The organism is Rhodococcus rhodnii NBRC 100604 (assembly GCF_001894925.1).
GTDB classification, from domain to species: domain Bacteria; phylum Actinomycetota; class Actinomycetes; order Mycobacteriales; family Mycobacteriaceae; genus Rhodococcus_F; species Rhodococcus_F rhodnii.
In genome coordinates this window covers 355,248-381,115 of sequence record NZ_BCXD01000003.1, presented here as the reverse complement: position 1 = coordinate 381,115, position 25,868 = coordinate 355,248, and the positions used below count along the sequence as shown (strand labels likewise).

The 25,868-nt window shown below is 65.7% G+C and carries 23 protein-coding genes; 9 read left to right on the top strand and 14 right to left on the bottom strand.

Features of this window, described 5'->3' with window-relative positions; translation table 11 throughout:
• Window positions 1-203 precede the first annotated feature (203 nt).
• The 8 genes from murJ to RR1_RS03990 form a co-directional block, all read right to left on the bottom strand.
• A complete protein-coding gene (gene murJ, locus RR1_RS04025) occupies window positions 204-2,003 on the bottom strand; it encodes a murein biosynthesis integral membrane protein MurJ (RefSeq protein ID WP_143153688.1) in 1,800 nt (599 codons plus the stop codon).
• A 138-nt stretch (window positions 2,004-2,141) separates the two neighbouring features.
• Complete coding sequence (locus RR1_RS04020) at window positions 2,142-2,507, bottom strand: DoxX family protein (RefSeq protein ID WP_010838773.1); 366 nt, start codon at window positions 2,505-2,507, stop codon at window positions 2,142-2,144.
• A gap of 168 nt (window positions 2,508-2,675) precedes the next feature.
• Window positions 2,676-4,358: a cutinase family protein gene (locus RR1_RS04015; protein WP_010838774.1), complete on the bottom strand. Its 1,683-nt coding sequence runs from the start codon at window positions 4,356-4,358 to the stop codon at window positions 2,676-2,678.
• 121 nt (window positions 4,359-4,479) lie between these two features.
• Window positions 4,480-5,490: a GIY-YIG nuclease family protein gene (locus RR1_RS04010; protein ID WP_040773805.1), complete on the bottom strand. Its 1,011-nt coding sequence runs from the start codon at window positions 5,488-5,490 to the stop codon at window positions 4,480-4,482.
• A 64-nt stretch (window positions 5,491-5,554) separates the two neighbouring features.
• Window positions 5,555-6,574, bottom strand: a complete 1,020-nt coding sequence (locus RR1_RS04005; protein ID WP_040773808.1) for an LLM class flavin-dependent oxidoreductase — start codon at window positions 6,572-6,574, stop codon at window positions 5,555-5,557.
• Between the two features lie 40 nt (window positions 6,575-6,614).
• Entirely contained in the window at window positions 6,615-6,986 is a 372-nt protein-coding gene (locus tag RR1_RS04000) for a PIN domain-containing protein (protein ID WP_010838777.1), read from the bottom strand.
• A gap of 129 nt (window positions 6,987-7,115) precedes the next feature.
• Window positions 7,116-7,967, bottom strand: a complete 852-nt coding sequence (locus tag RR1_RS03995) for a formate/nitrite transporter family protein (protein ID WP_040773811.1) — start codon at window positions 7,965-7,967, stop codon at window positions 7,116-7,118.
• Window positions 7,968-8,115: 148 nt separating this feature from the next.
• Window positions 8,116-9,384 (bottom strand): glutaminase, encoded by a 1,269-nt coding sequence (locus tag RR1_RS03990; RefSeq protein ID WP_010838779.1) that lies wholly within the window; start codon window positions 9,382-9,384, stop codon window positions 8,116-8,118.
• Window positions 9,385-9,660: 276 nt separating this feature from the next.
• On the opposite strand from RR1_RS03990, the gene RR1_RS03985 reads away from it, so the two are divergent.
• The 7 genes from RR1_RS03985 (at window position 9,661) to RR1_RS21820 (ending at window position 18,801) form a co-directional block, all read left to right on the top strand.
• Entirely contained in the window at window positions 9,661-10,422 is a 762-nt protein-coding gene (locus tag RR1_RS03985; RefSeq protein ID WP_169847020.1) for an alpha/beta fold hydrolase, read from the top strand.
• A gap of 39 nt (window positions 10,423-10,461) precedes the next feature.
• The gene (locus RR1_RS03980; protein ID WP_010838782.1) at window positions 10,462-10,902 is read left to right on the top strand and encodes a winged helix-turn-helix transcriptional regulator; all 441 of its coding nucleotides are present in this window, start codon (window positions 10,462-10,464) and stop codon (window positions 10,900-10,902) included.
• Window positions 10,903-11,000: 98 nt separating this feature from the next.
• On the top strand, window positions 11,001-11,375 hold the full coding sequence (locus RR1_RS03975; protein WP_010838783.1) for a peptidylprolyl isomerase: 375 nt from the start codon (window positions 11,001-11,003) through the stop codon (window positions 11,373-11,375).
• Window positions 11,372-11,980, top strand: coding sequence for a hypothetical protein (locus RR1_RS03970; protein ID WP_010838784.1), 609 nt, complete (start codon window positions 11,372-11,374; stop codon window positions 11,978-11,980). The genes RR1_RS03975 and RR1_RS03970 overlap by 4 nt, the downstream gene beginning before the upstream one ends.
• A 24-nt stretch (window positions 11,981-12,004) precedes the next feature.
• Window positions 12,005-16,798: a putative T7SS-secreted protein gene (locus RR1_RS03965; RefSeq protein ID WP_010838785.1), complete on the top strand. Its 4,794-nt coding sequence runs from the start codon at window positions 12,005-12,007 to the stop codon at window positions 16,796-16,798.
• A complete protein-coding gene (locus RR1_RS21825) occupies window positions 16,783-17,124 on the top strand; it encodes an immunity protein CdiI family protein (protein ID WP_143153687.1) in 342 nt (113 codons plus the stop codon). The genes RR1_RS03965 and RR1_RS21825 overlap by 16 nt, the downstream gene beginning before the upstream one ends.
• Before the next feature lie 1,119 nt (window positions 17,125-18,243).
• Window positions 18,244-18,801 carry a hypothetical protein gene (locus RR1_RS21820; RefSeq protein WP_010838788.1) on the top strand — a complete coding sequence of 186 codons (558 nt, stop codon included), beginning with the start codon at window positions 18,244-18,246 and terminating at the stop codon, window positions 18,799-18,801.
• A gap of 60 nt (window positions 18,802-18,861) precedes the next feature.
• Here RR1_RS21820 and RR1_RS03955 read toward each other — a convergent pair whose 3' ends face one another.
• Window positions 18,862-19,362, bottom strand: coding sequence for a hypothetical protein (locus tag RR1_RS03955; RefSeq protein WP_010838789.1), 501 nt, complete (start codon window positions 19,360-19,362; stop codon window positions 18,862-18,864).
• A gap of 92 nt (window positions 19,363-19,454) precedes the next feature.
• A complete protein-coding gene (locus tag RR1_RS03950) occupies window positions 19,455-20,219 on the bottom strand; it encodes a hypothetical protein (protein ID WP_010838790.1) in 765 nt (254 codons plus the stop codon).
• Between the two features lie 288 nt (window positions 20,220-20,507).
• Here RR1_RS03950 and RR1_RS03945 point away from each other — a divergent pair, with 288 nt between their 5' ends.
• On the top strand, window positions 20,508-21,452 hold the full coding sequence (locus RR1_RS03945) for an HNH endonuclease (RefSeq protein ID WP_010838791.1): 945 nt from the start codon (window positions 20,508-20,510) through the stop codon (window positions 21,450-21,452).
• A gap of 27 nt (window positions 21,453-21,479) precedes the next feature.
• On the top strand, window positions 21,480-22,418 hold the full coding sequence (locus tag RR1_RS03940) for an exodeoxyribonuclease III (protein WP_040773868.1): 939 nt from the start codon (window positions 21,480-21,482) through the stop codon (window positions 22,416-22,418).
• Here the strand turns inward: RR1_RS03940 and RR1_RS21815 are convergent.
• The 4 genes from RR1_RS21815 to RR1_RS03915 form a co-directional block, all read right to left on the bottom strand.
• The gene (locus tag RR1_RS21815) at window positions 22,382-22,696 is read right to left on the bottom strand and encodes a hypothetical protein (RefSeq protein WP_143153686.1); all 315 of its coding nucleotides are present in this window, start codon (window positions 22,694-22,696) and stop codon (window positions 22,382-22,384) included. The two genes, RR1_RS03940 and RR1_RS21815, sit on opposite strands and share 37 nt — an antisense overlap.
• Window positions 22,697-23,610: 914 nt before the next feature.
• On the bottom strand, window positions 23,611-24,411 hold the full coding sequence (locus RR1_RS21810; protein WP_010838795.1) for a hypothetical protein: 801 nt from the start codon (window positions 24,409-24,411) through the stop codon (window positions 23,611-23,613).
• 94 nt (window positions 24,412-24,505) lie between these two features.
• The gene (locus RR1_RS03920; RefSeq protein WP_010838796.1) at window positions 24,506-25,483 is read right to left on the bottom strand and encodes a hypothetical protein; all 978 of its coding nucleotides are present in this window, start codon (window positions 25,481-25,483) and stop codon (window positions 24,506-24,508) included.
• Window positions 25,480-25,773, bottom strand: coding sequence for a hypothetical protein (locus RR1_RS03915; protein ID WP_010838797.1), 294 nt, complete (start codon window positions 25,771-25,773; stop codon window positions 25,480-25,482). Before RR1_RS03915 ends, RR1_RS03920 begins: the two co-directional genes overlap by 4 nt.
• Window positions 25,774-25,868: the final 95 nt, after the last annotated feature.

The following is a 25,868-nucleotide window of genomic DNA, read 5'->3' as shown; positions in this document are numbered from 1 at the left end:
GTTAGGCTCGACGACACCGGCGGCCTGGAGCAGCGAGACTCTGGCGGCCGTCGGGTTGCTCGTGGCGTGGATCGAACCCGATCCCGCCGTCGTGTGGAACGACGACCGCATCGGGCAGATTCGGACTGTGGCTCGACATCGCCGGCACCATCGCCGCCGTCCAGCACGGTGACGGCGGAGTGTGACGTCGACGAGTCGGTGAATCACGGTGGATGTCGGCGCGGCAAGGGAGTCTCGCTGCTCGCGATCCACCGGGCTCGGTCGAGCGCGGCGAGCGACCGAATCTCGTCGAGTGAGAGGACCGCGGTCGGTGCCGCCTCCGTGTCGCGCATCTCCGGCGAACCGGGCCGGGATCGCCGCACGACGTCTCGGATCATCCGCAGTTCGGGGAGCCCCGCGGCATACATCAGAGACGCCGTCACGACGGCGAAGACGAGGCCGTCGGCGACGACATGGAGCGGGGCATCCCATCGCTCGAACGCGTCGGGCAGTGCGACGCGCCCGATCGCAGCATCCGCGAGAAGATTCACCGATGCTCCCGCGAGCGTCGCGCCGACAGCGACGCCCATCGTGCGGCGAACTCCGTCCAGCGTCATCGCGCCCATCGACCGAGTGAGCAGCACCCATCCGACGATCGCACCGACGGCGTAGCCGATCCCGTTGGCGGCGCCCAGCATCGGGACGACCAGATCGGGAGCCGCCGCCACGAGCGGCACCACCACAGCGCAGCCGATCTTGACAGCCGTGATGCCGAGCACGATCCACGTCGGCATCCATGCCTGCCCGCGGGCGTAGAACACTCGCAGATGGACCAGGACGAGCGAGTAGGGGACGAGCGTGAACGCCGACCACCGCACGGCATCGCCCAGTCGCTCGGCGTCGTCTCGGAAGTTCCCGTACCCGAAGAGGGCTTCGCCGATCTGTGGGCCCGCGACGGTGAGGAAACCCGCAACGGGGACGAGCGACATCAACGTGAGGCGCATCGTAGTCGACAGGTCGCCGATCACGTCGTTCGCGTCACCCGACGCTGCGTGCCGGCTGAGCCGCGGCATGATCGCCGTCAGGATCGTGACTCCGAGCACTCCGTACGGAAGCTGCAGCAGTGCCCAGGCATTCGCATAGATCGCCGGTCCGCCCACGTCGTGGGCGGCCGAGATGTGGTTCGTCACGATCAGCCCGACCTGTCCGATCAGCACGTACACCACGATCGCGCATGCCATACCGGCGAACTGCCGCAGTCGATCGTCGACTCCCCGGAGCGGGCGCAGATCGATGCGCCGACGTCGTACGGCGAGCGCCACGGTGACCAGTTGCGCTGCCGCACCGAGAGTGCTGCCGACACCCAGGATCAGCAGTTTCGTATCACCCATACGCACCGGATCGAGCGAGATCTCGCCCGGGGCCAGCACATACGTTGCGAGGACCGCCAGGACGACCAGATTGTTCGCCACCGGCGCCCATGCGCCTGGAGCGAAATCCTCGCGTGTGTTGAGTATCGCCGTGAAGAGCGCGGCAACGCCGTAGAGAAGGATCGAGGGCAGCGCCAGGTACGCGAGCGCGGTGGCCAGGGCGACGTCGACCTCACCGTCGGGAGGAAGCAGAACGTGTCGCACCAGATACGGTGCCGCCAGTGTCGTTGCGACGACGCCGACTCCGAGGATCAGCAGTGCCGCAGTGAACAACCGACGAACGAAGGCTGCGCCGTCGTCGGCATCCTCACGCTCGGCCCGGACGAGGACGGGCACCACGATCGCGGTCAGGACGGCGCCCAGTAGAAGCTCGGAGACCATCGTGGGTATCTGAACGGCGACCGTGAACGGGCTGGCGATCTGGACGCCGAGCACGGTGAGCAGCAGCACCTGCTTCGCGAAACCGGTGATTCGGCTCGCCAGCGTGGCGACGGCGATCGAACTCGTCGACACGAGCAGACGCTTCGGCGTGCGCGCCGTGCCGTGCGTCGGCTGAACTCGCCGGGGCCGCCGTCCCCTTGGCGGAGGAAACACCGTCGCATCGTACAAGCGATCCCGGATCCGCGACGAGAGATCGTGCGATACGAAATATGCACGTGCAGGGTGTAATTCGAGTCTCGTGCTCGTGTTTGGGTGGGCTGCGCGCGCCGGCTGCGCACGGCCGGCGTCGAATCAGAGGTAGGCGGCGACGGTGACGCCGGCGGTCAGGGTCGACAGCAGCAGCATCGCGAGACAGTTGATCCAGAAGGCGCTCCCGGTGAAGCGCGCACGGATGTGGGTGATCGCAGCCGACCCGAAGTAGGCGGTTGTTCCGATCGCGACCGTCGCTGCGACACCGGGATCGTTTCGCAGTGCACCGACCGCGAGCCCGATCGCAGCGAGCGCCTTGATGACGACGAGCGTCCACCACCACTCGCGCGGGAAGCCGACCCCGTGCAAACAGTCCGAGATGAACGTCGGTGGCCGCAACGACAGCAGTGCGTCACCGGCGAGGGACGCGCAGAGCAGCCAGACGAGGACGAGTGTCGACGTGTTCATCGGGTGCTGGGCCCTTTCGTGGTGGACGTCGCTGGTGATCGGCGGCGCGCATCTCGCGGAAGGGTCGACGGGCGGAACGACGCGCCCCATGAGCATCGCCGTGTGCCTGGATGAAGGGCAAGGGGTGCAACGAGATCCACGACGATATCGGGACCTTGTCCTCGCGCATCAGGGGCGTTGGTACTCGTAGTCCCAATCTCGGTCTTCTCTCACCGGCATAGCGCCTCGTTCGTCGGGCGGATCCGTCGCGTCCTCCTCGATGCGCGCACCTTCGTGGGCGTCGCTGTCCTGTGGGTCGCTGTCCCGGGTGTCGTTGTTGAGTGCGTCGTTGTTCAGTGCGTCGAGGTTCGCGGCGGGGCTGCGGTCGTCCCCTGCGGAGATCTCGTCGTCGGCGGACCGCGCGTCGTCCGGAAAGTCGCCCGCGGACGATGCGGCGTCCGCGGAGGAGGCCTCGTCCGGCATCGGGTGGGGTTCGGTGACGTCGGGTGCTGGGCGATCGGCCGACGCGAGTTCTGGTCCCGCGGCCCGGGTGCTCGCCTGTGCCGCGAGGTGCGCCAGCCAAGCGGCGGCGTAGTCGACGGAGGACGTCCGGCCGGCGTCGGGTTCGGCGTCGTGCCAGTAGTCGAAATGATGGCCGGTGATGGGCGCGAACGTCTGCTCGTAGGCATCGGTCATGAGGAAGTCGATCGTGCCGCGATTGTCCAGCACCAGCCCGCTCACCTCGAGCAGGAGTTTGCGCGGCAGATGCACGATCGAGGCGACTCGTGCGGCGCTCTCGGCGGGGGTCCGCTCGGGGTACTCGCGCGCGACGTACGCGGGATCGGAGACCGTGACGAGGACGTCGAGGAAGGTCTCGTCCGTCGCGAGCCAGTTCGGTTGTGCTGCGAATTCGTCGAACGCGGCACCGAATGCGCGGGTGAGGACGTGGGTGAACTCGGCGGCGGTGTCCGGCGTCGGTCCGTAGAACTCGATCGAGTCGATGTGCATCTGCAGTGCGAGATTGACGACCAGCGAGACGAGCGCGGCGTTCTCGGGTGCGGCGCACGTGAGATCGCCCTCCGAGCAGAACGACGCCACACGCCCCGCGAGCGCGCCGAAGGATCCGGCGGTGCCGGTCAGCGCACCCTGCCCCGAGGTCGGAGTGTCGTGCTGCTGGTAGGCGACGTCGTAGCCGTCGGGGGACCGGAAGGGATCGCGCGCCCCCGGAAACGGCCCCTCGCCGGCCGAGCGGCCTGGGTCCGCGATGATCACAACTCCGAGAACGGAATTCGGATCGACGATGGTGTGGGCGACCGATGTCGCCTGATTCCCGATGTTCATCGCGAGCCGGCGCGCGACGTCGGCGCCCATGCTGTACCCGACGATCGCGAACCGGGTGTTCGGGCAGGTGGCCGCGATCGCCCGCATCACGTGCTCGGCGTTCGAGACTCCCGTCGTGACGGACTCGTGGTACGTGCCCATGTTCGCGGGATAGCCGATCGACACCATCGCGTACGAACCCGGCCCCGCCGCCTCCTCCTGCGCGGCGTGGATCCGGTCGAGCCAGCCGTCGTCGAAATGCGTCGAGGCGGGAAGCCGGTCACCGTTCGCGTCGAGCAGCCAGCGTGAGTCCGTCTCCTCGAGCTTCGAAAGTCCGTTGCCCCGGCCGGAGATCGAGATGCCGACCATGTCGTGGCATTCGGTGATCGACGCGACGAGCGATGTCGCGCTCTCGTTCGCGCGTGGCGTTCCGTCCAGTGCGGCGAGCCCGGCAGCACCCACGCCGACTGCTAGTACCGCCGCCACCGTGATGTGTCCACGCAGCGCTACTCGCCGCATCGTCGTCCCCCTCGTGCCGTTCGCGATCTCCACCGCTGCCGATTCGCCTCGGATGAAGCTTCAAGTTCACCGAACCGTATCGGACAACGGTGACAGCGACGGTCGGCGCTCCGGGCGATGCCGGTCGCTGGGCGTCGGGGCTGGTGACAGGAGGTCAGAGTTGCAGTGTCCGCCAACCTGCGACGTGGTTGGCGAGGACTTGCACGCGTCTGCCGTCGCGGTCCTCGTACAGCGCACGGCCCAGCGCTCGGTGGCTGTGGAGTCGCCGCCCGAGTGGTACGCCCCACAAGCGCGACGCTGGGAAGAACTCCCACGTCCCCGACTGCTGCAACTCCCATGCGTAGCGGACCACGGTTTTCGCTCCATCGGGGATTCCGAGAAGCACGACGGCGGGGGCGCTCTCGGGATCCGCCAGCCATCCTGCCGCCCTGTCGACGCCGAGTTTCCAGTACCGGCGTGCCCGGTCGCGTGCCTGATTGTCGTTCCACGGGTTGTCGGAATCCCATCCGGGACGGACTATCTCGTGGTCGGCGGTGTCGACGGCCTCGGCGCTGTCGTCGAGGAGCTTCAAGCGAGAGCGGTGGGGTTCCAGCGCGGCCGGCAGTTCGACGTCGGTGAGAAGGCGGTGTCCGGCGTTGACGAACTGCTCCGCGGTGCCTTTGACGAGGAGCGCGTGATCGCCTCGCGGGACGTTGCCGCGACCATTCGCCGGGGGAATGTCCATGTCTTCGGACGTGACGAACCGAAAGTGCTCGCCGAGAGGGATGAAGCCCGCGTGGTGTCCGGGTTGTGCGTTGGTCAACGGCGGGCGGCCGGCTGCGCGGAGTAGGTCGCCGACGAGATCGATCGCCAGGCTTTCGGCGCGGTACGCATCGTCCGAGTTCTCGTAGCCGCCGCTGAGGCGCACGGCAGATACGGTCCCGCCGCGCTCCAGGATCTTGCGGATGCGTTCAGCCTTCGAACCGATTCGCTCCAGCAGCAACAACTCCGACTCGAGTGTCTTGCGTACGTCCTTCTGATGCTGCTCCCAGCGGAGGTCCTTCCCCTTGCCCACGTAGAACACGCTGAGTAGCTCGTTCTGAGTACGCATCAACTCGAATGGATCGATCAGCCCGTAGACGTAGTACCCACCCTCGAAAGTGAGATCGTCCCTGCCGGATTTCATGGTCACAGCGCCCCCCGGATCGTCGTGTGTGACGCGGAGCCTACCCATCGTCGGCCTCTATGGGCTACCGCCAGCCGAGCCCGGGCGCGACGTCCTTGACGATGCTCTCAAGCACATGCGCGTTGTACTCGACGCCGAGTTGGTTGGGGATCGTGAGCAGCAGGGTGTCGGCGGCCGCGATTGCCTCGTCGCCGGCGAGCTTCTCGATCAGCTCGTCCGGCTCACCTGCGTAGCTGCGGCCGAAGACGCCGACGCCACCGTCGATGTGGCCGACCTGGTCGGAGCTGTTGCGTTCGCGCCCGAAGTAGGCGCGGTCGAGATCGGTGGTGATGGGGAAGATGCTGCGGCTGACCGAGGTTCGCGGTTCCCACTCGTGGCCGGCTGCCTTCCATGCCTCACGGAAGGCAGCGATCTGCTGCGCCTGTGCGACGTGGAACGGCACGCCGCTGTCCTCGGTCAGCAGCGTCGAGGACATGAGGTTCATGCCCTGCTCGGCTGCCCACACCGCGGTGGCGCGAGTCCCTGCACCCCACCAGATGCGTTCGCGCAGACCAGGGGAGTGCGGTTCGATGCGCAGCGGTCCGCCGGGGTGGGGGGACATCGGATTCGGGTTCGGCTCGGCGAACGCGACCCCCGAGACCGCGTCGAGCATCACCGCGGTGTGCCGGCGCGCCATGTCCGCGTCGGACTCGCCGTCGCCGGGCACGTAACCGAAGTACTTGTAGCCCTCGAGCACCTGCTCCGGCGATCCGCGGCTCACTCCCAACTGAAGCCGTCCGCCGGAGATGAGGTCGGCCGCTCCCGCGTCCTCCGCGAAGTACAGCGGGTTCTCGTAGCGCATGTCGATCACGCCGGTGCCGATCTCGATGCGCGACGTCCGCGCGCCGATCGCAGCGAGCAGCGGAAACGGCGATCCCTGTTGGCGCGCGAAATGGTGCACCCGGAAGTAGGCGCCGTCGACACCCACCTCCTCCGCGGCGACGGCGAGCTCGATCGCCTGCAGCAGAGAATCCGACGCGCTGCGTGTCGCCGACCCCGCAGCGTCGCTCCAGTGCCCGAACGAGAGGAACCCGATCTTCTTCATGAGTCGTTCAACATCGAACGAGCCACGTTGTTCCTGGATCTCATCGGACGCTCTGCGGTCCCAGCACACGCGCACCGAGCGCCTCGACCCTCGACCGCAACTCACGATCGGCCGTGACCACGACGCATTCGCCGGACGAATCACGCACGAACTCGACGATGCGATCGTCGCCCGAGGCCGGCGCGCTGACGACCTCGACGTCCGGCACGGAGTCGATACCGCGCGCAGCACCCTCGACGATCAGCACCACGGACAGCGGCGGCGCGAGACCCGCAACGCCCCGCTCGGCGACGCCGACGAGGGCGTCGCGCAGTCGCTCGTTGGCCCCCCGGCGATCGCGCCACCATCCGTCGGGGCGTGAACCGACGACGTTCGCGGCGTCGACGACGAGGACGGTGGGGGAGCCGGACACGAATCGAGCCTACGGCGGCGCGGCGCCCCCGGTCCCGCGGACCGGGAGATCGGGCCGATCCGGCGGCGTCGTGCGTCAGGATCCGGCCGTGGGCACCCGGCGTCGACTGACGCGGGTGCCCACCGTCGTTCACGCGTCGACGCTCGCCCGCTCGTCCGGCGCCGCGGCGTTCTTCGGGGTGCGCTGCGGTGCCGTACGGAAGTGCGTCGCGTAGATCATGCCGCCGACGAAGGTGAGGCCACCGACGAGATTGCCGATCACCGTGGGAATCTCGTTCCAGATCAGATAGTCGGTGAAGTCGAAGTCCCCGCCCATCATCAATCCTGCCGGGAACAGGAACATGTTGACGATGCTGTGCTCGAAGCCCATGTAGAAGAACACCATGACGGGCATCCACATGCACAGCACCTTGCCCGACACGGACTTCGACATCATCGCGCCGACGACGCCCGTCGAGACCATCCAGTTGCACATGACGGCACGGACGAAGAGCGTGAGCATTCCCGCGGCGCCGTACTCGGCGTAGCCCACGGTGCGGCTCTCGCCGATCGTGCCCAGCTGCTGGCCGACCTCGTTCGGATCGACCGAGAAGCCGTAGGTGAGCGTGATCGCGATCATGACCGCCGTCGTGATGGCGCCGGCGAAGTTTCCCACGAACACGAGCCCCCAGTTGCGCATCATCGCGCCGAACGTCACCCCGGGGCGCTTCGCGAGCCACGACAGCGGAACGAGCGTGAACACGCCCGTGAGCAGGTCGAAGCCCAGCAGATACAGCATGCAGAATCCGACGGGGAACAGCACCGCGCCGAGGAGGGCGTTGCCGGTCTGCACCGTGATGGTGACCGCGAACGCTGCGGCGAGTCCGAGGATGGCACCCGCCATGTACGAGCGGATGAGGGTGTCGCGCGTCGACATCAGCGCCTTCGTCTGGCCGGCGTCGACCATCTTCTCGGCGAACTCGGGTGGACTCACATAGGACAAGGCGTCGCTCCTTCGTGGCCGCCGCGGGGCGGCGTAGCCGTACGAACCGGTCGTTCGGGACGATACGAACGCCACGTGACCACGGCGTGAAGGCGCGTGAGGGTTGCGTTAAGGCCCGCTCACGTCCACCGGGGCGCGACTGTGCGCGTCAGACCTCGTCGGTGGAGTTCACGACGCGCGGGCGCACGCCGTCACCGCGATCGGGGTCGGGAAGGACGGAGTCGGGATCGACGAGGACGACCTCGTGACCGTCGAGCCCGAGGCGGCGCACGACCTCGAGGAGGACGCGGCGCGCGACGTCGTTGACGGAATGCACGCGGCTCAGATCCATGACGACGGTGTTGTCGCCGGGTTCGATATCGGTGAACCGGCGGACCGCGCCCTCCGCGGACGAGAACTGCATCTCGCCCTGCAGTTCGACGACCTCGATCGCACGTGAGTCGTCCACCCGTTCGTACCGTCCGCGCAGCCCGGAGACCGCCTGACTGGGTGCCTCCATGAGGTGCATCCCCATGTCGCGCGACAACCGCTCGAACAGTTCGATTCCGCGCACGCTGTTGCCGCGGGAATCCAGACGCGGCGAGAACGTCGCGACGCCGAGTTGGCCCGGCAGGGAACCGATGAGGCCGCCCGAGACGCCGCTCTTCGACGGGATCCCGACGCGCGTCATCCATTCCCCGGAGGCGTCGTACATTCCGCACGTCGACATCACGCTGAGCGCGTAGCGGGTCGCGGCGAGGGAGAAGACACGTTCGCCGGTGTTCGGTTGTATGCCGCCCGTCGCCAGCGTCGCGGCCATCATCGCGAGATCGCGCGTCGTGACGGAGATCGAACACTGGCGTACGTACCCGAGCACGGCGTCGGACGGTTCGGTGGTGAGGACGTCGTAGCCGCGCAGCAGGTTCGCGATCGCGAGATTGCGGTAGGCCGTGGACATCTCGGATTCCGCGACACTCTCGTCGATGCTGAGTTCGCGGCCCGCGGCGGCGGAGAACACGTCGAGAACGCGGCGTTCGCGGGCCGCAGCCGTGCCGTCCTCCGAACCGATCAGCGAGTGCGTCGCGATGGCGCCGGCGTTGATCATCGGATTCTTCGGGCGGCCCGTGTCCGTCTCGAGTGAGATCTGATTGAACGGCTCGCCGCTCGGCTCGACGCCGACGTGAGCGAGGACGTCGTCGATCCCCGCGTCCTCGAGAGCGATCGCGTACGCGAAGGGCTTCGAGATCGACTGGATCGAGAAGGGGACATCGGCGTCGCCCGCGGTGTAGACCTCGCCGTCCGACATCGTCAGGCACACCCCGAACCGATCGGGGTCGGCTGCCGCCAGTTCCGGGATGTAGTCGGCAGGGGCGCCGCTCTCGTCCGCGCTGCACGCGTCGAGGACCTCGGCCAGGTAATCGGGGACGGGTGATCGCACGCTGTCGTTCCTCCCGGGCTTCTCGTTCGTGTGTCGTGATTCGACGCTAGCGGTACTCGGGGTCGGCGTGGCTCGCAGCCGTGTGCATCAGCCTGTACGGGGCACGTCCGCTCCTCCCGGTCGTCGTGCGCTCGTCGCCGAGTCTCGTACGACCCTAGTTCGCGGAGGACGTCGACAGGGGCGGCGCGGGATCGACGTGAACGGAAACTGCTCGTATTTCGCGATCGGTTATGTCATGCTCGAACCAGTTCGGAAATGCAACCGGTGGGAGGCGTGATGAACGCATCGACAGTGACGACCCTGGCGGTACCCGGGGCGTGGATGGGCTCGTGGATCTGGGAGCCGACGGTGGCGCGACTCCGTGAGCGTGGGTTCGCGGCGCGGACGATGACCTTGCCCGGGCTCGCGGCCGGCCTACCGGACGCCGAGATCGCCGAGGTTCGGCTTGCCGACCACGTCGACGCGCTGGTGGCGATCGTGACGGCATCCGAGAAGCCCGTCGTTCTCGTCGGGCACTCGTACTCCTCGATGGTGACCGCGCAGGCGGCAGATCGACTCGGCGATGCGGTGGCCGGCCTCGTCCACATCGGAGGCTGCCTGCCGGCCGATGGCCTCTCGCTCCTCGACGGCTGGGGCGACTCGCGCGCCACCCGCGAGCAGGAACGCGCCGACATTCAGCGCGACGGGAATCTGTGGGCGGCCCCGCCACGGGCGATGCTCGACGAGGAACCGGACCTGACGCCGGACGCCCGTGACCATCTGGCGGCGAGCTTCACTGCGCACCCGGGCTCGACCGTCACCGACGCCGCGGTGTTGTCGCGCCCGGTGACCGATCAGCGCTCGACCTATGTGGCCCTCCCGGCAGCGGGCGCAGAGGATGCCTGGCAGGAGTTGCCCGCAGCCGCACATGGGGCCGTGAACTGGCGCACACGGAGCATCGTCGGGGGACACTGGCCGATGCTCGCGCAGCCTGAGCCGACCACCGACTTGCTGGCCGAGGAGATCGCCCACTATGCAGGGCGCATCGACGCGGAGTGACGGCCGGGCATCGACAATGCACACGACGAAGGAGACGCGATGGCGGTGACCGATCGATCGGATTGCCCGGTCAATCTGGCGGTGGAGCTGTTCGGTGACCGGTGGACGTTGCTCATCCTTCGCGACATGATCTTCGCCGACAGGCGGTACTTCCGAGAGCTGCTGCGCGAGTCGGACGAGAAGATCACCAGCAGCATCCTCGCGGACCGGCTCGAACGGCTCGTCTCGGCCGGAATCGTCACGCGCTCGGGCGATCCCGGGCACAAGCAGAAATCGGTCTATCACCTCACCGAGCGGGGAATCGACCTCGTTCCCGTCCTCGCGACGATCGGGCAGTGGGGAGCGACGCATTGCCCGGCGGATCCGGCGAAGGCAGCCAGCGCGCGCGAGCTGGCGTACGAGACACCGTCGTCGTGGCAGGCGCTCATGGACGAACTGCGGCGTCGCCACGAGACCGTGTGCGACGACGACGCAGGCTGAAGCCGCGCGGCTGTCGAGACCGTCGCACCGGCTCGTAGACGATTGTTATGCTCCGCAGATCGGTCGGCCGAGTTCTGGGGGACTCGAGGGGGAGAGCGGTGAACTGCGAGAGACTGCGCATCGAGATCGATGCGTTCTACCAGGGGTTCGGGCATGGCCCGTCGCTGCTCTCCGCGTTCCGGTCGGCGGTGCTCGTCGTCCCGCTCACGGCCGACGACCGCGTCTGGAGTAGCGAGGTCGGCGGCGTCGGGTGGATCCCTGCGTTCACCGGCGAACCGGAGTTCGCGAGGTTCGCGCTCGCCCGCCAGGGTGAGGTCGAGGCACGTTTCCACACGCTCTACGGCTGGCGGATCATGGACGAGGTCGCTGCCGGATTCACCCGTCCCACGGGAGTCATGGTCGATGCGCTCGGCGCGGCCCCCATGGCGTTCCCACCCAGTGTCGAACCGACGACGCCCGGCGAGCCGTCATGAGCTCGGAACTGAACGTCGACCCTGCCGTTCTCCATCAGGCGGCGGAGGGGATCACAGCGATCATCGATTCGCTGTCGGGCCTCGGCATCGGTGAGACCGCGGCCGCGGGTCGCGGATTCTCGGCTCTCGCGCTCTCCCCGATGGAAGCAGGCGCCGAGTCGGTTCAGAAGTCGCTGGAGGAGTACGCCGAGCGATGGGCGTGGGGTGTGCGGCATCTGGTCAGGGCAGCCAACGACATCGCGGAGGTACTGGATCTCCAGGCCGGCCGCTATCACATGATGGAACAAGCGAACGAAGAGATGCTGAAGACGATGTGGACGCACGCCTTCGGCAATCCGCACCTCGATGGTGACGAGATCTCCGAACGCTCGTGGGGCGAGACGTTCGCCGACAATCCCTTCAACCATGCGATGAATCCGGACTACAGCTCCGAATCCTTCGACGACGCCTTCGAGCACGTGCGTACCAATCGCGAGGTCATCGACGAGGTCGGTCCGCAGGCGCTCGCGAACGTCTCACCGCTGGCAGCGATGCTCGGTGACGAGGACGCGGGATACGACACCGGGGCGGCCGAGCGAGCCGCGGCGATCGTCAACGGTGAATGATCCGGTGAGCGGGGGGATTACCTGATGGTGCTCGGGTGGGACGATGTGATCGGCGGCCTCGACAAGATCGGCGACGCGGCCCAGGACGCGGTCGAGGCCGGTATCGAGATGGGCGGGCAGCTCGCCGATTCCGGTCTGGACGCCGTTGCGGGTCTTGCGCGGGGGATGGGGGCCGACGGTCTCGCGGACACCCTGACCGATATCGGCGACAGCATCGCCAGCGCGACCGGCGGCGCGGTCGACGAACTCGAGCTGGGGCAGACCGAAGATCCGCGCGAGCTCGTTCGCGGTGACGTCGGAGCGATCGACGAAGCTGCGTCGACCCTCACCGAGATGGGATCGAGCATCGACTCGACCGGAAGTGCGCTCCGCGCGGTGGATGCGGCAGGCTGGAGCGGCGATGCCGCCGAGAGCTTCGACGCCGTCTTCGACCAGCAGCCGAAGCTGTGGCAGGAGGCCGCCGAGGCCATGGCGGCGACAGCGGGGTCGCTGACCGAGTGGGCCTATGCGGTCGAAGCCGCGCAGGCGCGTGCAGCGGACGCCATCGCGCGCTGGAAGCAGGCCGAGGAGCACGAGCGCGAGGTCAAGAACGCGGACAACGCATTGAGCGGCGAGCAGCGCGCTGCCACCACGCTCACCGACAGCTGGACGCCGGTCTATCGCGATGCCGTCGAGATCCTTCGCGCCGCGCGGACGGAACGGGACAACGCTGCCGGGCGCATCGCCGGAGCACTCGCTGCGCAGGCACAGGCCGCTCCCGAGGAGCCGCCGTTCACACAGCGCATGGCCGCGAACCTGAGCGACGCGCACGATGTACTCGAGCATGGGGAGGTCGCGTTCACGAAGGGGCTCACAACCGGGCTGACCAGCATCGTGCAGTTCGTCCGCCAGATCAATCCGCTGGACACATACAACGTGACGCATCCCGCCGCCTACATGGAAGGGATGAGCGACCTGTCCACGGGGCTCGTCGTGGCGGCTGCCGATCCGGGCGCCGTCGTCGATGCCTTCGTCGAGGACGCGAAGGCGAACCCGTTCGAGTTCGCGGGCAGCCTCACGGGCGACGCACTTCTCACTGCAGCGACGGGTGGAGCAGGGGCCGGTGTCGCCGGTGCCCGAACGTCGATGCACGTGGTCGACATGGCCGGCGATTTCGCGGACGCCGGGCGCATGGCCGATCACGTGGCGGATGCCGGTCGGCATCTGCCCGATACGTCGCATCCCGATCGTGGTGATGTGGGTGATGCATCCCGGACCGAGGCGAGCTCCGTCCCGCACGAGCCGGATGCGCCGAGCGCCGACAGACCCGACCCGGAACCGAATCCGAGTCCCGAGGGACTCGCTGAAGCCGACGACGGCGCCTCTCGAACAGCGGAGGACACCGGCGCGGCGACCGACCAGACGAAGAACCAGGTCGAGAGCGTTCGCGATCCCGTCGACGCCGCCACCGGCGAATTCCTGCTTCCCGAAGTCGATCTCGCGCTGTCCGGTGTCCTTCCTCTCGCTCTCGGGCGGCGGCACCGATCCGGATATCGGTTCGGCCGCTGGTTCGGCCCCAGCTGGTCGTCGCTGTTCGATCTGCGGGTCGTCGTCGAGGGGCCGGACGTCACCTTCGTCGCCGAGGACGGCGTCGTGGTGGTCTTCCCACGGCCGGCCGTGGGGGAGGCCGTCTCGCCGCGGGATTCGCGTCAGCGATGGACGATGTCGCGAACGGAGACAGGCGGATACACCGTTCGCGACGAGGACCGCGAGATCACGTGGTATTTCGCACCGAAGCCGTCGCTCGGTGGCGTGGATGCGGAGCTCGGCAACCTGTCCCTCAGCGCCCTGACCGATCGTCACCGCAATCGGATCAGGTTCCATTACAGCGAGGACGGAGCGCCGACGGCGATCGACCATTCCGGCGGCTACCGGGTCCTCGTCGATGCCCGCGGTGGACGCGTCGTATCTCTCGCAGTCGTGGATTCGCAATCGCCGGACCCTGTGGTGGTCCGCTGGTTCGCGTACGCAGCCGGAGACCTCGTCGCCGTCACCAACGGATTCGGCGGCACCACGCGCTACCACTACGACGACGACGGCCGGATGCTCTCGTGGCAGGACTCCAACGGCAACCGAATGGTCAACACCTACGACGAGCGGGGACGCGTCGTCGCGCAGGACGGGACCGCGGGAATCATGTCCGCGCGTTACGACTACGTCGGTACCGGCACCGGGTCGCTGACGGTCGAGACGAACACCTTCGGTGCTCAGACCGCGTACGGGTTCGACAGCGACCTCCGGCTACGAGACGTCAGGACGCCCAGCGGTGCGCACACGCACACCGACTACAACGAACGACGCGACCCGCTCACCGTGACGGCACCGGACGGTGCCATCACTCGCTATCGCTATTCGCCGTCCGGTGACGTCGCCGATATCACGCGACCCGACGGCGAGCACATTCGGATCGACTATGCCGCACCGCACCGGCCGTCGACCGTCCGCCACCCGGACGGCACCGTCATGCGACAGGAGTGGAGCGAGGCGGGAGATCTCGTCGCGACGGTCGATGCTGCGGGGAACCGGACGGAGTACGGGCACGCTGCGACGGGGGCCATCGCCTCGGTCACCGAAGCCACCGGTGTCCGCACCGTCGTCGAGACCGACGCAGCGGGCCTCCCTATCGCGATCGTCGACGTCGGAGGTGCGACGACGCGCATCGAACGCGACGGATTCGGGCGTCCGATCGCGGTGACGGATCCGGACGGAAACGTGACCTCCCAGCGGTGGTCTGCGGGCGGCAAGCTCGCCGCGAGGACTCACCCGGACGGCTCACGAGAGAAGTGGGAGTACGACGGTGAGGGCAATCTGCTCCGCCACGTCGATCCGGTCGGTGGCGAAACACGGTACGAGTACGGGGCATTCGACCTCCTTGCGGCGCGCACCGACCCGGACGGATCGGTCACCGCATACACGTGGGACACCGAACGGCGTCTGGTGTCCGTCACGAATCCCCTCGGCCAGACATGGTCGTACGACTACGACGTCGACGGCCGGCTCTGCGGCGAAACCGACGTCAACGGGTCACGAACGTCGTACAACCACGATGCGGCTGGGCGCGTCGTCACGATCACCTCCGCAGACGGGATCGCCCGTCGTCAGCGGTTCGACGTCCTCGGCCGGCTGACGGAGACTCGCGCCGACACCGGTGAGTTCCGGCGTTTCACGCACGATCTCGCGGGCAGGACGCTGTCGGCCGTCAGCGGTATCGGCGACGAAACCGTGAACAGCGTCGAGTTCGACTACACGGCGCAGGGGATGCTCGCGGCCCAGAGCGTGGACGGTGCGGTCGACCTGCAGTTCGGATACGACGCGTATGCGCGGCGGACTAACCGGCAGTCGGGCGGCGGTGGCATCACCGAGTGGCACTGGGACGGACTCGGCCGTGTTCGGTCGCTCGTCGTCGACGAGCGACCGATCGATCTCACGCACACGGCGGTCGGTGCCCTGAGTGGGTGGCGTGTCGGTGAGATCGCCGTCGACCGTGCCTACGACGCGCGTAGTCGACTGACCGATCAGACGGTGACGGCCCATCCCGCGTCGTCGCTCAGTCTCGATCTGGGTGGGGGAGGCGCGACGTCGTCGCCCCGAACGCTCCGAACGGAGACGTTCGAGTACCGCGCGGACGGCTATCTCGTGGGACGGTCCGTCACTACGGCTTCCGTGCTGCGACGTCATTTCGATCTCGATGCGGCGGGTCGCATCACCGCTGTGGTGGAGGACGGAGCGGGGGTCGAGCGCTACACCTACGACGCGCTGAGCAATATCATCAGCGGCGGCGCCGACGAGTCTCCTGATCGGCGTGAGTATCTCGGAAACCTCCTCGTCGAGGATGGTCGGAACCGGTACGACTACGACGTGCGTGGGCGGTTGATCCGCAAGCGAACCAAGCGCCTCTCGCGTAAGCCCGATGTGTGGAGTTATCGCTACGACGCCTTCGACCAGTTGATCGGGGTGACGACGCCCGACGGGACGCAGTGGCGGTACAGCTACGACGCTCTCGGGCGGCGAGTCGCCAAGACCCGCCTCGACGATGCCGGCGAGGTGGTCGACGAGACGCGGTTCACCTGGGACGGCACGACGTTGGTCGAGCAACGGAACTCCGGTGTGGCGACGCGGTGGACGTACCAGCCGGGTACGCATACGCCGCTGACGCAGACTCGCGCAGCGGTCGACCCCGATCAGCGTGCAGTCGATGCCGAGTTCTTCGCGACCGTGACCGACTTGGTGGGGACGCCGACCGAGCTGATCGACCCGGCGACCGCCACCGTCGGCGGTTCTTCGCGAGCCAGCCTCTGGGGCGTCACGAGTTGGGTGGGCGAGGCCGGAACGCCCTTGCGATTCCCAGGGCAGTACCACGACGACGAGACGGGCCTGCACTACAACCTGCACCGCTACTACGACCCGCACACGGCCCGGTACGTCACTCCCGATCCCTTGGGACTCGCGCCATCACCGAACCCGAACAGCTATCCGCACAACCCGACGGTGTGGAGTGATCCGCTGGGGTTGGTGCCGGAGGGGTGCACATCCGATGCGTATAGCCACGGGTACGACTACCATCCGCGAATACGAGAGCGAGGGTTGGAGGATCCCGTCGGTCACAACTTCCCGTACTCGTTTGACGATGTAATCCTGCAGTCGCACCCAATACCTCAGGCCGATGGGTCACTAATGTACAGGGCTGATGGGTTTCTCGACGGCAAGCCGGGGTCGTACGAGATTGCTCTGAATCCAGATCGAAACCTGATATTCCACCGGACATGGAGGTCAAACTAATCATGAAGTATCTGCGGTTGTCGGCCGACTATTCTCATCTGGGGCTTACTGCAGTGGGTGCTGGCCCGGTGGATGTCAGGTCGTTGGATGCTCCACGCGGCCTTGTCGATGACCTTGAAAAATGGAACGCTGATTACCAGCCAATCATCCAGATGTCTCGTAACGAGCGTGCCAGCGAGGGTGCGCAAGAGCGAATTCGATCTCTAGATATAAGGGGTATGGATCTTGCTGATAGATTGGCGTCAGAATCTGCAGAGAGCTGTAAAGTCGAGTACTACAGCGAAGGATTGCTCCGTCCGGTTTCGCGTGACTATTTCGAACGATGACGCCACTTTGTGGAGTGCGAAAGTATCTGGCTTTCTCTGATTCAGGGTGCAACTTCAGAGGAGTGTGGTCATCGACGGCGCCGGGGGCGCAAAAGGAGAAGTCGCAGGTCTCAACTGTTTCTCCCTGGGTTCGCGGTCACACGGCTTGATCGAACTTGTAGCCGACTACGTGCAGTCGACCGCCTCGTCGTCGAACAGTGACGCGATTCGCGGATCGCCGATCTGAGGGCGAGCGGTTTCGATGGCGAGGTCGAGGTGAGCGCACTCTCACAGCGATGCGAAACCGCGGGCTCTGGTGTTCGGACAGGTATAGAAGGCTCTCCGCTGAGCGGGGCGAGCGTCAGAGCCGCGTGGTTCGACGCTGTCCGACACCGGGGACACCACGTCGCCTGTCGGTAGCGCCGACTGCCCTGACGCCACTGCGCGAGCGCTCCGGGTCAAGCCCCGGGTAGTGGTGTAGGTCGACGAGCGGACACGCATGGCTGCGGGGATTCGTCACCATGCGCGGTTTCACGCTCGCGAAATTACGCGGATCCTCTGGAGGTGGAACAGCAGAGGGCTCGCGATCTGCAGAAGTATGGCTACCCCGACTGGCCGTGTTTCGAGGAACTCGTCGAGAAGACGCTGTCACGAGGGCTCGTTGAAGATGAGATATATCAGAGCATTCTCGGTAGTTTCAACAGAACTAAGGCCGAAGTCAACAAAAAAGTTCCACGGAGGTGGATGGGTGCCCGACTTTCCATTCGATCAGGAAGTTTCCTGGCGATCTACGGGTGACGCGGTAGATGTCTACCGAACCGGCATGGGAGGGGAAGAATGGCTCATCCGCGTTGGCGACTATCCCGATGAGCGGTTATACGCCCTGGTTGTGAACGGAATTATCCTGCGGGAATTCGATGACTGGCCGGCAAGATGGTCTCGCTCGTTTGCGCCGTGACCGCCGTGTTCAGCAGGTTGCGGGGCTAGTCTCCGTGCGTCTGATAAACCTGACGACAGCTGTGCCGTCCTAGCATCCGAACGGTATGTTTTCTACCACAATGCCGAGGGCGGGAAAATGAACCCCCTGACCGGTCGGACTGTTTCGAACAGGGATCCTTAAGCGCACATACCACTGGAATAGTGGTCAGTCGTGATCCCGAGTATGCCAATCACCGAAAGTCGACTGAAATGATATCTCTGGGCCATCTTCTCGAATCGCAAGAAATTCTTGCTGGTCTCGAGGTGGATCACTATAACCCGCTTGTCGAACAAGACGGTTTTGTAGAGTGCGAGATAGTCGGTCGTCGATTCGATGTTTTCCGCAATCGGGCCGGTGTCATCATCGATCTCAAGAACTCGCTTCGACTCGACCCGGATTCGAACACGGGGCTTCTGGTTGTTCCTAGCCTCGCGGGCATGAGCTGGTCTGGGAGATCCTACGAAAACCGCCTCATGGCAAGAACAGTTGTTGGATCAACGCCCGCTGTCTCGAATGGGATCTACGAGTTGACGATCGTCTGTACGCCCTCGGCCACTCTGACGATTCGTGGTCAGGGTGTCTACTTTTTTCACGGTATTGCGCCCGGCATGGATGCGGCTCCTCCCGATTACGGGCACGACACGATTGAATGCGTTCTGGCCGGGACTCAGTCATGGAATACCGAACTCGGAATTAGAGGGATCTCCAAGACTGGCTAGTGCTTGTCTACTGAGTATTGCTTCCCCGTAGGTGCCTGTCGAGCGTATTATTGAGAGTCTCTATTCATCCAGCGACAGCGCAGTGCGCGCCGCCTCGGCGTATTCGAAGATAGAGGCTCGAAATGTTTCCTGGCGCTCGTCGTGGCGCGCCGCTTTTCTCCGGCTGTCGATTCGCTGATCAACTGCATTGCTGTAATCGGCTACTGCGTCGAATGTGGTGTTGAGCTTCGCGCTCAACTCCTTTGGCCCCGCGATGAGGGCGGCTGCAAGTGTGGGATGCAAGTCCGACCACGACTCCAGATAAGCCTTCTCCACCGACCGACTCAGCTGGTCCTTGTCCTCTAGTTCCTGGTTCAGCTCTCTTGCGGACTCGTCGAATTTGTACAGTCTTTCCAGCATGTTTCGGTGGGCTTCGTGTCGGCGATCCTGCAGTATGTAGTAGCGTTGCTTATCCGCCTGATGCTGGTGCTTCTTGAGATTGAGCCACGTCGCGAGGAAGGTTCCGAGGCCGCCGACAACTGCACCGAGCACACCTGCGAGTCCACTGCCGATATCCACCATGGCTGGACTGTAGCAGTCGGTGTATCTGGCTCGAACGCCACGGTCCAGCAGCGAGTGACTGCTGCATGCTCGATTGCATAGCTCTCTGTGTGTCAATCATCCAGAGCGAGTTCTTCCTTCACGACCGCGATGAAGTCGTGTCTCATCTCGGTGGACCGTTCCGTCGCGACCTCGAGCGCGAGTGGCGTGTCGGCGTAGCCGTATTGCATTGTTCCGGATCGGTGAGATGCGGAGTGCAGGTGCGATCCGAAAAGGCTGGCTTTTGCGTATCCGTGTGCGGAGGTGCCGAATGCGATAACGAGTTCTTGATGCTCGGATTGGATTCGATCCACCGCGTCCAGCACTGGCCGCGAACTGACCAGTTCCGCTCGTAGCACGAGGTCCGCCAGGTGCCGGAGAGATTCGCTCCACGACGCCATCTCAATCTGGAAGACTGCTGGAACTGGTATGTCGAGATCGATCGATCCCGGGTTCTGACGCCCGTCACCGGACTGCAGTTCGGTAGAGAGCCTGTCTGATTCAGTGGTAGCAGAGGGTCGTGCCCGCACTACGTCTCTGATGCGTTGTGCGAGTACCCCCTCCGCGGTCTCGACGTCGACCACCGCAGCGTGGATTTCGCTGTACAAGTCGATCCGCTCTGATCGCCGAAACTCGTCGATCGGAGTCTGCTGCTGGATTCTGGCCTGAAGCCCGAGCCAGTATCCGCTCCCAATCGTGGTGATCAGTGCCGCGACAATCGTCGTGGCCGTCGAGATCACGAGCGCCGCCCGAATCTTCTTGTCGTTGTCATCGGGCGGACGCTGCGCCGGAACAAGCCGTCTGCTGCTCTTGAGGATCGTGCCGGGCGACTTTCGCATGATCGGAAATCTAGCGGAATCGCTGGATCCGCCGACTTCGGTGCCACCCCGTTGCTCGGCTCACGACGTCAAACGGTGGGAGTAGCTCATGATGGTTGCCGCCCGAGGGCGATCATTCGGTCGCTGCGCGACGCGGGCCGCGCAACGGCGGAACAGACGGCCTTCGTCGGGAGGCACGTCACCTCTACCTGTCGGTGACAGATCTTCGGGTCGCGGATCGCTCGGTCGCGCGCAGCTGACATGATGTCAACCCATGGCGAGGGACTCGCCCGACGAAGGCGAGGGCATGTGAACGGTGTCGTTCCGTTCGACGGACCTGCGAGCGATTTCGACGGTCGGTTGCGACGTGAGGCGATGACGTGGCTGACGGTTCGAACCAACGACGGGCTCGACGCGATCTCGCGCGAGGAACTCGCCGACTTCACCATCGACGGCGCGCCGTTCAAACTCGTCGATAGGACCCGCGGGATCCGCAAACCGAAGGAACTCACGGCAGCCTTGTCGATCACCACGACCTATGGGCCTACCGGCGCTGCACGTCCGTACGAGGACAGCGTCGGTACTGATGGACTGCTCCGCTACAAGTGGTCCGGAACCGATCCGGACCATATGGATAATCGTGGGTTACGTGCGGCGATGACCACACGCGTTCCCCTGATCTGGTTCTACGGCGTCGGTACCGGGCTGTTCCTTCCGGTCTATCCGGTCTATCCGGTCTACGTCGTGGCGGAGGAGGCCGACACGCACCAGTTCGTCGTTGCCACCGATGCTGCTGCGGAACTGTACCGACCGGATTCGCCGGCGGAGGCGCACCTCCGGCGGTACTTCCTCGCAGAGACGAAGCGACGACTTCACCAACCCGTGTTCCGTGCGACAGTGATGCGCGCCTACGGAACCCGATGCGCGGTGTGCGCGCTGGGGCATGGTCAACTCCTGGACGCGGCGCACATCGTGCCGGACTCGCAGGATTCGGGAATCGCAAGCGTCACCAACGGTCTCGCGATGTGCAAGATCCACCATGCCGCATACGACGCACACATCCTGGGGATCACCCCGGACGAGGTCGTCGAGATAAGAAGCGATCTGCTCGAGGAGATCGACGGACCGATGCTCGAGCACGGGCTCAAGGAGCGGCACGGACAGCGGCTCATGGTCCTCCCCGCCCGCCGTGGGGAGATGCCGGATCGCGACCTGCTGGCAATCAGTTATCAGGCATTCCGAAACGCAGGCTGAGGCAGAGCACCATTAGGGTGATTGGTCGTGCGCATCGCGACCTTCAACATCAACGGCATCCGTGCTGCGCAGCGTCGTGGTTTCGAGACGTGGCTGCGCGAGCGTGAGCCCGATGTCGTCGCGTTGCAGGAGGTGCGTGCTCGGGCATCCGCGATCCCGGACGGCGTGTTCGGCGAGCACCACCTCACGTACGAGGAGGGAACGCTTCCCGGCCGCAACGGCGTTGCCGTCCTCACGCGCAAGGAGCCGGACGCGGTGCGGTCGTGGAGTGACACCGTGCTCATGCGCCACCCCGGTGACGATCATGTCGACGTGATCGAACTCGACCGGGCTCCGCTCGCGCGGGGGCTGAAGGAATTCGCGGATCAGGGTCGTTACGTCGAGGTCGATCTCGTCGACGCACCGATCACCGTTGCCTCCCTGTACCTTCCGAAGGGCGGCTTGCCGGCGCACCTGCAGAAGCCCGGCCGTATGCGCGAAGCTCCGGACGGGGGAGCGCGCTACGACCGCAAGATGCGCTTCCTCGACGCATTCGCTCGTCAGCTGTCTCGCTCGCGTCGCGAGGCAAGGGCGGCGGGGCGTGAGTTCCTGCTGATGGGCGACCTGAACGTCGCTCACACCCGCTACGACGTGCGGAACTGGCGGCGCAGCAACCAGGCCGAGGGATTTCTCCCTGAGGAGCGCGAGTGGTTCTCGTCGCTGCTCTCGCCGCGCACGCTCGTCGACGTGGTGCGTAGCCATCACCCGGACATCGACGGCCCGTACTCGTGGTGGTCGTGGATGGGGCAGTCGTTCGCGAACGATGTGGGCTGGCGCATCGACTACCAACTGGTGACGCCGGCGCTCGCGCGCACCGCGGTGTCCGCGGGCACCGATCGCGACCCGGCACCCGACCGCCGGATCAGCGACCACGCTCCCGTCGTCGTCGACTACGACCTCGACGCGCTGCCGACCGCAGCCACGTAGTCGGGATGCGGATCGCGGATGGTCAGGTACTTTCCGTCGACGCTGACGATCGCGCGGGCGAAGCGCTCCAGCCAGCTGGCCTTGGCCGCGCTGTAGCAGAGTACGCTCAGACCTCCGAACATCAGAAACGGGACCGCTGGCTCGACGACAGTTCCCATCAGGACCACCGGCGACCCGATCATCATGACGAAGCTCAGTGCGAAGCGCAGCAGCGACCGCAACCGGTGGAGGCGTAGCCATCTGCTGCAGTCATCGCATCCGTGGACGGTCAGCGACATCGAATGCGCTGTTCCGATTCTGGTGAAGTGACGCTCGAGTCGAGTCCCGCCGAGGAGGAACTCGTGCAGGATTCGCTGGCTTCGCGGCATCCGGTCGAAGTCGGTCTCCGGCCGCGCCCATATCCGAAACCTGCGCGACCACACACCCGGCTTGCCGTGCGCGACACACAATTCGGGCATCTCGACGGTCGGGAAGCGGAACAGGGTCGCAGCTGGTTGCGTGTCCTTCCACCGGCCGAGATCGGCTGGAGTTCCGGCCCGAAGTGGAACGCGCACCGAGACGGACTCGGAGCCGGGGGACGACGGTGACGAGGCGCGTCGTCTCACTTGTCGTCACCTCTCGTCGCACGAGTGAAGTCGGTGTGGGGCGCTACGACGTGAAGGCGAGTTCCGTCGAGTGACGCGTAGGCGTGGGTGATGGTGACGGGATCGACGAAGTTGAACGGCGCGTACCAGAGCAGGGCGATGCCCCCGACGAACGGGATGCCGAGCCACGACTGCCGCCCAACGCGAGGTAGCCGCCCAGGAACACCAGCAGTGCGGCGACGCCGGCGAGTGCGTAGGCGCCGACGAGGCGTTTCGACCTCGAGAATCGACCGGCGCATTCCGGGCACATAGGCCACTGCGTCTCCACGAAATGCGTGCGAGCGGTTCGCTCCGCCCAGCGACTCAGCCGGCTGTCGCCGATACGGACCAGTCGCTTGAGGTCGGACTGGTGGTCGTACGGGATCGTCGGTCGTGACGGAACGTTGAGGCGAACCCTTCGTTGGGTAGGCCGCCCGTGGACGACGCACACGTCGGGAAGCCGGTCGGTGAGTCGGTGGCGTCTCGATGCGGCTCCGCCGATCGGGTGCGTGGCGAAGGCGATGCGCGCGAGTTCCGACTCGTCGCCGTTTGTTCGGGGCGAATGCGTCTCACTCATTGCGCCACCGTTGCCGAAGAGGCGGAGCTTCGAGCAGTTTCGGTGCATCCGCCCGGTACAACGCTTTTCGGGACTCGGGTTCGGTATGCAGTCGGTGGATCGCCGCGTAGAGCGTGTTGGGTTCGGCGGTGAGGCGCGACACGGGCAGTGCGATCGAGGTCGGTGTATCCAAGTGCCAGCGCGGCTCGAGCACAGGATCGTCGTGTTCGAGTCGGATGAGAAGGTTGTACCGAGTGCCCCACCCGGTGGAAATCTCCTGGTGGTCACGGGAAATCGCGGTGATGCTCGACCAGGGAACGAACACGTCGGTGTGTCGCTTGATTCCGACTATTCGAAAGCGATTCTCGCGACGAATTCCGTTGGTGGAGAGCGTTATCCTGGTTGCTGCGCTGGACAACCCGAGGGGGATTCCGAGCGCGATCGCACCGAGACACACGATCAACCCGGTCGTTGCGTTCTGCTCGGTGTCTGCACCATGCGCAAGGAGTCCGCCAGTTCGATCGTCGTGCCACAGGAGCCATGCAAGGCCGCCGAAGACCGCGCTCGCGACCAGGGAAGTGCCGAGCGCCACTGGGAGAGTGCGCTGGGTCCTTATGCGGATCCCGTTGCCGTGTAGACCTCCAACTGGCTTCACGCGCGGTTGACGGCGTATCCGAGACATGCCAGCGGTTTCGCAGGCGAGTGCGGCCATTGCCAGGCAAGCGATCGCCATGAGGCCGAGAACGCCGGCAACGATGCCCTCACCATTCGTCAGCAGTCTCGGCACGGCCACGACGAACACCGCTGCAATCACGAGTAGGAATATTGCGAATGCCAAGTATGTAGGTCGGAGCCGCTGTGCCCACAACTCCGGCGCACGTGTCGGAGTCGCCCGCCCGCTCGCGTCGTCAGTCCCAAGCATTCTGCAGTCCTTTCGATACTCCCCAACTGGCGAACGCCCCGAATCCTGCACCCACCACGAAACCGACCACAGTGCCGACGCCTGGGACTGCGGAGCCGACGAGTGCCCCGGTTGCGGCGCTCGCGCCGAGCCCGGAGAGCGCGCCGATACCCAACCCTGCCACCGCGCCGGCACCTTCCGTCACGACTGCCTTGGTCGGGTCCATTCCACCGGCGATGTCATTGTGGATGGCCGGGATGGTGCCGAGTATCGCACCGGCGGGTCCGAGGCCTCTCCCGATGTTTCGGGCGACGTCGTCGCCGACGGCGGCAGCAGCGGTCGTCAGCCCACGCGCGGTAGCATCCGACATACCGGACACGATCGTCGCCGCGGCCGTCGCGGGCCAGTCGGGTTCCCAGCTGAAACCCTCTGCTGTCGCCTCGACGGTCCCTACACGTGCCTTGGCTACAGAATCATCCAAGGTGTCGACGGCGGAACCGAGGATCTTCGCCACGTCGTTCGCAACGTCCGCTGCCTGTCGCAATGCATCGTGAATCGCCTCGGTATGAGCATCGGCTTCGGACTGCAGTTGCGCGAAGCCGGCGGGGTCGACAACTCCGGCAGTCATCGGTCTCGCCCTGCCAGAGACGTCGACATCGAAACCGGCCGCGGTCGCAGCGCTGACGGTGTTGTCCACATGGGTCTGTGCGCGGTCGAGGGCGCGGGCGGCATTGGAATATGCCTCGGCGAGTTCGAGAAGCTCGCTTCTGATCCTCGTCATCATTCGGCATTCGTCAACCACGCGATCGCCTGCTGCGACAGCGGCTTCGCCACTCCACGTCTCGGCGAGGGCGTTCTGGTCGGCTTCGACGCTCTCGGCCGCGCCGTCGATGAACTCGCCCAGTTCCGAGATGCCGCGTGCAGCGACATCGATGTCGGTGGGTCTCCACGACCGGACGTTGCCGATGGTCAGCGAGGCTGTCACCTCGGTACGTCCATCGCTGAGAGTTGTGCGCGGAAGTCGTGTTCGCTGACGTCGTAGTTCTCGCCCGCTCCTTTGGCGAGCCGTCCGATCTCCGCAAGGCGCAGCGCGAGATTCTCGAACCCCTTCATGGCTGTGTCGAGGGCTCTGCGGTTGACCTCGGGAATGCTCGTTCCTCGTGCGGCTCCTTCTGCATCGGCGAATGGCGAACTCACGTCGTGCGTCGCGATTCGCTGCGCGCTGTCGTCCATCGACCGCGCGAACGCGCGCAGCATCTCGGTGTCGGCCTGCATCGATTCCCCCCCAGACAGTTCGTAACCGCGCCAGAGTAGCAATCGACGTAGAAGCGACCGGCGCACGCGTCGTCGGTACCGTGGCCTGGGTAGAG

Bases quoted from the DNA above. Each gene is read 5' to 3' on its own strand.
- RR1_RS04020 (WP_010838773.1), bottom strand. From the start codon at position 2,507: ATGAACACGTCGACACTCGTCCTCGTCTGGCTGCTCTGCGCGTCCCTC.
- RR1_RS04010 (WP_040773805.1), bottom strand. From the start codon at position 5,490: ATGAAATCCGGCAGGGACGATCTCACTTTCGAGGGTGGGTACTACGTC.
- RR1_RS04005 (WP_040773808.1), bottom strand. From the start codon at position 6,574: ATGAAGAAGATCGGGTTCCTCTCGTTCGGGCACTGGAGCGACGCTGCG.
- RR1_RS03985 (WP_169847020.1), top strand. From the start codon at position 9,661: ATGAACGCATCGACAGTGACGACCCTGGCGGTACCCGGGGCGTGGATG.
- RR1_RS03980 (WP_010838782.1), top strand. From the start codon at position 10,462: ATGGCGGTGACCGATCGATCGGATTGCCCGGTCAATCTGGCGGTGGAG.
- RR1_RS03970 (WP_010838784.1), top strand. From the start codon at position 11,372: ATGAGCTCGGAACTGAACGTCGACCCTGCCGTTCTCCATCAGGCGGCG.
- RR1_RS03965 (WP_010838785.1), top strand. From the start codon at position 12,005: ATGGTGCTCGGGTGGGACGATGTGATCGGCGGCCTCGACAAGATCGGC.
- RR1_RS21825 (WP_143153687.1), top strand. From the start codon at position 16,783: ATGGAGGTCAAACTAATCATGAAGTATCTGCGGTTGTCGGCCGACTAT.
- RR1_RS03955 (WP_010838789.1), bottom strand. From the start codon at position 19,362: ATGGTGGATATCGGCAGTGGACTCGCAGGTGTGCTCGGTGCAGTTGTC.
- RR1_RS03950 (WP_010838790.1), bottom strand. From the start codon at position 20,219: ATGCGAAAGTCGCCCGGCACGATCCTCAAGAGCAGCAGACGGCTTGTT.
- RR1_RS21815 (WP_143153686.1), bottom strand. From the start codon at position 22,696: ATGTCGCTGACCGTCCACGGATGCGATGACTGCAGCAGATGGCTACGC.
- RR1_RS03915 (WP_010838797.1), bottom strand. From the start codon at position 25,773: ATGCAGGCCGACACCGAGATGCTGCGCGCGTTCGCGCGGTCGATGGAC.